Annotated in this window: 7 protein-coding genes; all 7 read left to right on the forward strand. The window is 33.1% G+C overall.

All coding sequences use genetic code 11. From position 1 onward, the window contains the following. Positions 1-13 precede the first annotated feature (13 nt). The 7 genes from plsX to fabF all read left to right on the forward strand — a co-directional run bounded on the left by plsX (position 14) and on the right by fabF (position 6,255). Positions 14-1,027: a phosphate acyltransferase PlsX gene (plsX, locus tag BFN48_RS07245; protein WP_069650231.1), complete on the forward strand. Its 1,014-nt coding sequence runs from the start codon at positions 14-16 to the stop codon at positions 1,025-1,027. Next, the gene (locus BFN48_RS07250; RefSeq protein ID WP_069650247.1) at positions 1,020-2,027 is read left to right on the forward strand and encodes a beta-ketoacyl-ACP synthase III; all 1,008 of its coding nucleotides are present in this window, start codon (positions 1,020-1,022) and stop codon (positions 2,025-2,027) included. Before plsX ends, BFN48_RS07250 begins: the two co-directional genes overlap by 8 nt. A 1-nt stretch (position 2,028) precedes the next feature. Continuing rightward, entirely contained in the window at positions 2,029-2,958 is a 930-nt protein-coding gene (gene fabK, locus BFN48_RS07255; RefSeq protein WP_069650232.1) for an enoyl-[acyl-carrier-protein] reductase FabK, read from the forward strand. Between the two features lie 10 nt (positions 2,959-2,968). Continuing rightward, the gene (gene fabD, locus BFN48_RS07260; protein ID WP_069650233.1) at positions 2,969-3,913 is read left to right on the forward strand and encodes an ACP S-malonyltransferase; all 945 of its coding nucleotides are present in this window, start codon (positions 2,969-2,971) and stop codon (positions 3,911-3,913) included. Between the two features lie 12 nt (positions 3,914-3,925). After that, on the forward strand, positions 3,926-4,669 hold the full coding sequence (fabG, locus tag BFN48_RS07265) for a 3-oxoacyl-[acyl-carrier-protein] reductase (RefSeq protein ID WP_069650234.1): 744 nt from the start codon (positions 3,926-3,928) through the stop codon (positions 4,667-4,669). Between the two features lie 33 nt (positions 4,670-4,702). Continuing rightward, on the forward strand, positions 4,703-4,933 hold the full coding sequence (gene acpP / locus BFN48_RS07270) for an acyl carrier protein (protein ID WP_069650235.1): 231 nt from the start codon (positions 4,703-4,705) through the stop codon (positions 4,931-4,933). Between the two features lie 83 nt (positions 4,934-5,016). After that, on the forward strand, positions 5,017-6,255 hold the full coding sequence (gene fabF / locus BFN48_RS07275) for a beta-ketoacyl-ACP synthase II (RefSeq protein ID WP_207644709.1): 1,239 nt from the start codon (positions 5,017-5,019) through the stop codon (positions 6,253-6,255). The last annotated feature ends 183 nt before the right edge of the window (positions 6,256-6,438 follow it).

Here is a 6,438-nt window from a genome sequence, read left to right on the forward strand (position 1 = left end):
AGGAGGGGGTAATATGAGAATAATAGTTGATGCAATGGGGGGAGATAAAGGTCCTGAAGTAACAGTAAAGGGTTGTGTAGATGCATTAAATGAAGTAGATGTTGAAATTGTATTAGTTGGTAAAGAGGAAATGATAAAAGAGCAATTAGCTAAACTGGAATATAACGGGAATAATATTAGCATTGTTAATGCGGATGATGTAATAACAAATGATGATAAACCAGTTATGGCAATAAGAAGAAAGAAAAATTCTTCAATGGTAGTTGGCTTGAAAATGGTGAAAGATAAAGAAGGAGATGCTTTTATTTCTGCAGGCAATACAGGTGCTTTGTTAACTGGAGGTTTGCTAGTTGTAGGACGAATCAAGGGTATAGAGAGAGCAGCATTAGCTCCTGTTTATCCAACTAAAAAAGGAATTTCTTTATTAATAGATGCTGGTGCGAATGCAGATTGTAAACCAAAATATCTACAGCAATTTGCTTTAATGGGAAGTATATACGCAGAGAAAGTTTTAAACAAGAAAAACCCGAAGGTTGGATTAGTTAATATTGGTGTAGAAGAAGGAAAAGGTAATGAGTTAACTAAGGAAGCTTTTGAGTTATTATCAAAATCATCACTAATAAATTTCTATGGTAATGTTGAAGCTAGAGATATTCCAGAAGGTTTAGTTGATATTCTAGTGTGTGATGGTTTTGTAGGGAATGTTATATTGAAACTAACAGAAGGGTTAGCATACTCTATTTTCTCAGCACTTAAGGAAGAGTTTTTAAGAAATCCTATAACTAAACTAGGAGCACTATTACTTAAACCAGGGCTTAGGAATTTTAAGAGTAAATTAGATTATACTGAGTATGGTGGAGCACCTCTATTAGGGGTCAAAGGTGGAGTAATCAAAGCTCATGGTAGTTCTGATGCAAAAGCTATTAAGAATGCAATTAAGCAAGCAAAAACTTTTGTAGAAAATGATGTTTTAAAGCTAATAGAGGAAAGCATATCTGATTTAGGAGGTAACAATGATTTTGAATAAGAGTAGGTCGGTTGGAATAATAGGTACAGGTAGTTTTATTCCAGAAAAGGTTTTAACAAACTATGATTTAGAAAAAATTGTGGATACAAGTGACGAATGGATTAAGACAAGAACAGGAATCGTTGAAAGAAGAATTTTGGATGATGATAAAGCGACTTCATATATGGCAACAATAGCTGCAGAAAGAGCAATAGACGATGCTGGGATTAAGAACGAAGATATTGATATGATAATTGTAAGTACAGTAACGCCTGACATGGCATTTCCTTCAACTGCATGTATAGTTCAGGATAAATTAGGATGTACTAATGCAGCTGCATTTGATTTAGAGGCAGCTTGTTCTGGATTTTTATATGCATTATCAATAGCTTATGCATATGTTAGTTCAGGGCTTTATACAAATGTTTTAGTTATTGGTGCAGAAACATTATCAAGAATTGTGGATTGGACTGATAGGAATACTTGTGTATTATTTGGAGACGGAGCAGGTGCAGCTGTTGTAAGTACAGTGCCAGAAGGTATGGGTTTTTTGGGTATTAAATTAGGCGCAGACGGTAGTGGTGGAAAGTATCTTACACAACCTGCAGGAGGTTCTAGATATCCTGCAACACACGATACAGTAGAGAAACGACTTCATTACATCAAAATGGAAGGGAATGAAGTATTTAAGTTTGCTGTTAGAGCTATGGAAGAAGCGGCAAAAAAGGTCATTGAAATGAGTGGTCTCAAGCTAGAAGATATAGATTATCTTATTCCACATCAAGCCAATATCAGAATTATTGAATCGGCAAGAAAAAGATTAAAGCTTGCTAAAGATAAAGTATATGTTAATTTAAACAAATATGGGAATATGTCATCGGCTTCAATCCCTGTTGCATTAGATGAAGCAATTAAAGCTAATAAAATAAAAAATGGTGATAATATCTTACTAGTTGGTTTTGGTGGAGGATTAACTTGGGGTTCATGTATTATTAAATGGCATAAAAACCAGGAGGTGTAAAATGTTTCAAACTGTAATTTGTGATTTATTGAATATCAGATATCCAATTATACAAGGCGGTATGGCATGGGTTGCAACATCAGAGCTTGCTGCAGCTGTATCTAATGCAGGTGGATTGGGGATAATTGGATGCGGCAATGCACCTGTTGATGTAATAGAAGAGGAAATATTTAAGATAAAAAAAATGACATCAAAACCATTTGGTGTTAATGTTATGTTGTTGTCCCCTTATGTTAATGAAATTATGGAATTATTATATAGAGAAAAAGTTCCTGTAATAACAACAGGAGCAGGGAATCCTGGTAAATATGTAGGTAGATTTAAAGAGATTGGTACTAAAATACTACCTGTAGTTCCTTCAGTTGCTCTTGCCAAAAGAATGGAAAAAGTTGGCGCAGATGCGTTGATTGTTGAAGGTACTGAAGCGGGTGGTCATATTGGAGAACTTACTACAATGGCTTTAGTGCCTCAGGTTGTTGATGCAGTTAATATACCTGTAATAGCGGCTGGAGGTATTGCTGATGGTAGAGGTTTCGTCGCAGCACTAGCTTTAGGTGCAAAAGGAGTACAGATCGGTACAAGATTTGTTTGTACTAAAGAGTGTATAGCACATGAGAATTATAAAAAAATGATACTTAAAGCTGGAGATAGAGATGCAGTAGTAACAGGGAGAGTTACAGGTCATCCTGTGAGATCTATTAGGAATAAACTTACTAAAAAATTTATAAAGTTAGAAAAAGAAGGTGCAGATAAAGAGATAATTGAAAAGTTAGGGGTAGGGACGTTAAGAAATGCTGTTCTAAATGGAGATATTGAGAACGGCTCTGTAATGGCAGGGCAGATTAGTGGATTAATTAAAGAGATTAAAACTTGTAAAGAAGTTATAGAAGATATAATTGCTGAGGCTAAAAAGGTTAAAGAGAGTTTATAGGAGTGATAAAATGAGCAGAATAGCATTCATTTTTCCAGGGCAAGGAGCTCAATATGTTGGAATGGGAAGCGATATTGTTAAAAATTATAAAGTTGCATCAGAAATATTTGATATAGCAAATGAAAGTTTAGGATTTGATTTGAAAAGGCTTTGTTTTGAAGGCCCTAGTGAAGAGTTAGTTAAAACTGAAAATACTCAACCGGCTATTTTAACTACTTCAATTGCTATATTAAAAGTAGTTGATGAATTAGGTTTAAAGGCTGAAATAACTGCTGGATTAAGTTTAGGAGAATATTCATCTTTAGTATATAGTGGTGCTTTTAATTTTGAAGAGGCAGTAAAACTTGTAAAGATAAGAGGTAAATTGATGCAGGAAACAGTGCCTTTTGGGGTAGGAACTATGGCTGCAATTATAGGTTTAGAAAGAGAGGTAGTTGAAGAAGTAGTTAAAGAATCAAGTAATGTAGGCATAGTTGAATGTGCAAATTATAATTGTCCTGGACAAATAGTGATTTCTGGAGAAATTAAAGCTGTTGAAAGAGCATGTGTTATTGCTAAAGAAAAAGGAGCTAAGAAGGCTTTGAAGTTATCAGTAAGCGCTCCTTTCCATTCAAGTTTATTGAAAACAGCGGGAGATAGACTAAGTGATGAACTAAAAAAAGTTTCAATAGGAAAGATGGAAACAAAAGTTGTTTCAAATGTAACAGCAAATATTATTGAAAATGAAAATGAAATTAAAGAACTTTTATCAAAGCAGGTGTTTATGCCTGTTTTGTGGCAAGATAGTATTGAGTTTATGATAAAATATGGAATCGATACATTTGTAGAAATAGGTCCAGGTAAGTCATTAAGTAGCTTTGTAAAGAAAACAGCAAAGAAATTAGGTATAAAGGTTACAACAATTAATGTTGAGAATATAGATACACTATCAAAATTAAATGAATTCTTAAGTTAAGGAGCTGAGCTTATGAATCTAACTGGGAAGATAGCACTTGTAACAGGAGGTTCAAGAGGAATTGGTAAGGCTATAGCACTTAAATTAGCTTCTTTAGGAGCTAATATAGTTGTTAATTACACAAAGAGTGATACTAAAGCTAAGGAAGTAATAAAATTAGCAGAGGAAATGGGAGTTAAAGCTATAGCAATAAGGGCAGATGTATCAAATAAAGATGACGTAGAAAACTTTATAAATAAAGTTTTAGATGAATTTGGTAGGATTGATATTTTAGTAAATAATGCTGGAATAGCTAGAGATAATTTGTTAATGAGAATGAAAGAAGAAGAATGGGATGATGTAATTAATATTAATTTAAAAGGAACATTTAATGTTACTAAGGCAGCTATTAGAACTATGATGAAACAAAAAGGTGGTAGTATCATAAATGTAGCTTCAGTAATAGGTATCACAGGTAATCAAGGACAATGTAATTATGCTGCTTCTAAAGCTGGAATAATAGGATTTACTAAGTCAATTGCTAAAGAGGTGGCTAAGAAAAAAGTAAGAGTGAATGCAATAGCTCCAGGTTTTATAAAGACTGACATGACAGACAAATTACCAGATAAAGTGAAAGAAGAATACTTAAGCAAAATACCTTTGAATAGATTAGGAGAACCTGAGGATATAGCTAATGCAGTTGCGTTTTTAGCAAGTGACTTATCCTCTTATATAACAGGTCAAGTTTTAATTATAGATGGAGGATTATTAATATAAATTATTGTAATAATATTGAAGGGAGGTGTAAGCATGGTATTTGAAAAACTTAAAAAAATAATAGCTGAACAGTTAGAGGTTGAGGAAGATGAAATAAAAATGGAATCATCTTTTCAAGACGACCTTGATGCAGACTCTCTTGATGTCGTTGAACTTATTATGGCTATTGAAGATGAGTTTGAATTAGAAATACCAGATGAGGAAGCAGAAAAGATAAAAACTGTTAAAGATGCAGTTGAGTACATTCAGAATAATATGAAATAATTATGAAATATAATGGTCCCGATTTTTTCGGGACCTTAAAAATAGATTTTTATCAACAACTAGATATTTTAGGAGGTTAAACCATGATGAGAAGGGTGGTTATTACCGGTATAGGTATAATAAGTCCAATTGGAATTGGAATAGAAGAATTTTGGGGTGCTATTAAAGAAGGTAAAAATGGTGTTGATTATATAACAAGGTTTGATACTGAAGGTTACTCTACAAAAATAGCAGCAGAAGTAAAAGACTTTAAGCCTGAAGATTACATGGATAAAAAAGAATCAAAAAGAATGGATAGGTTTACTCAGTTTGCAGTCGCTGCAAGTAAATTAGCTGTAGAAGATGCTCAGTTAAATTTAAATTCAATAAATAAAGATAGATTTGGAGTTATAATAGGTTCAGGTGTTGGTGGATTAGCTACACTTGAAGAGCAGTATGAAAAATTGTTAAAAAAAGGTCCTAAACGAATAAGTCCTTTTTTTATACCTATGATGATTAGTAATATGGCAGCTGGGCAAATAGCTATTTTATTAGGTGCAAAAGGGCCAAATGAAACTGTTGTCTCTGCATGCGCTTCTTCGACAAATGCAATAGGTGATAGTTTTAAGATAATTCAACGAGGAGATGCTGATATAATTATTACAGGTGGTACTGAAGCTTCAATTACACCATTAGCTTTAGCTGGTTTTTCTTCTATGAAAGCTTTATCAACTAATAATGATAATCCTAAACAAGCTAGCAGACCATTTGATAAGAATAGAGATGGTTTTGTAATGGGAGAAGGTTCAGCAATTCTTATTTTAGAAGAATTGAATCATGCTTTAAATAGAGGAGCTAAAATATATGGAGAAATTGTAGGATATGGTATGACGTGTGATGCTTATCATATAACTGCACCAGCAGAAAATGGAGAAGGAGCAGCTAGAGCTATGAAACTAGCTTTAGATGATGCAGGTATAAAGCCAAATATGATAGATTATATAAATGCACATGGAACATCTACACCGTATAACGATAAGTTTGAGACTGCTGCTATAAAGAATGTATTTAAAGAATATGCTTATAAACTTAAAGTAAGTTCTACAAAATCTATGACAGGTCATCTGTTGGGAGCAGCAGGTGGATTAGAAGGAGCTGTGTGTGCTTTAACAGTGTTTACTGATTTTATTCCGCCGACAATTAACTATAATACTAAGGATGAAGAGTGTGATTTAGACTATGTACCTAATAAAGGGATAGAGCAAAAAGTAAATTATGCAATGTCGAATTCTCTAGGATTCGGTGGGCATAATGCTTCTATTATTATCAAAAAATATGTTTAGTCTGAAAGGTGTATTTGTTTACAAAGTAAATTATTTATGAAAATAACGTTCATGCGAGAGAAAAAATTAAATTTTTTCAAGCATTCACTTTTATTTATATATATAAAAAAGATAAGTTTGTTATAGTTTAAGGCTAGGTAAAAAAACCTAGCCTCAGACTGTAGACAAAATAAAACTATAATG

The sequence above is a fragment of the Caloranaerobacter ferrireducens genome (assembly GCF_001730685.1).
Lineage (GTDB): Bacteria > Bacillota > Clostridia > Tissierellales > Thermohalobacteraceae > Caloranaerobacter > Caloranaerobacter ferrireducens.

Excerpts from the sequence above, each read along its gene's own strand:
- fabK (WP_069650232.1), top strand. The coding sequence starts at position 2,029 with ATGTTTCAAACTGTAATTTGTGATTTATTGAATATCAGATATCCAATT.
- acpP (WP_069650235.1), top strand. The coding sequence starts at position 4,703 with ATGGTATTTGAAAAACTTAAAAAAATAATAGCTGAACAGTTAGAGGTT.
- fabD (WP_069650233.1), top strand. The coding sequence starts at position 2,969 with ATGAGCAGAATAGCATTCATTTTTCCAGGGCAAGGAGCTCAATATGTT.
- plsX (WP_069650231.1), top strand. The coding sequence starts at position 14 with ATGAGAATAATAGTTGATGCAATGGGGGGAGATAAAGGTCCTGAAGTA.
- fabF (WP_207644709.1), top strand. The coding sequence starts at position 5,017 with ATGATGAGAAGGGTGGTTATTACCGGTATAGGTATAATAAGTCCAATT.
- fabG (WP_069650234.1), top strand. The coding sequence starts at position 3,926 with ATGAATCTAACTGGGAAGATAGCACTTGTAACAGGAGGTTCAAGAGGA.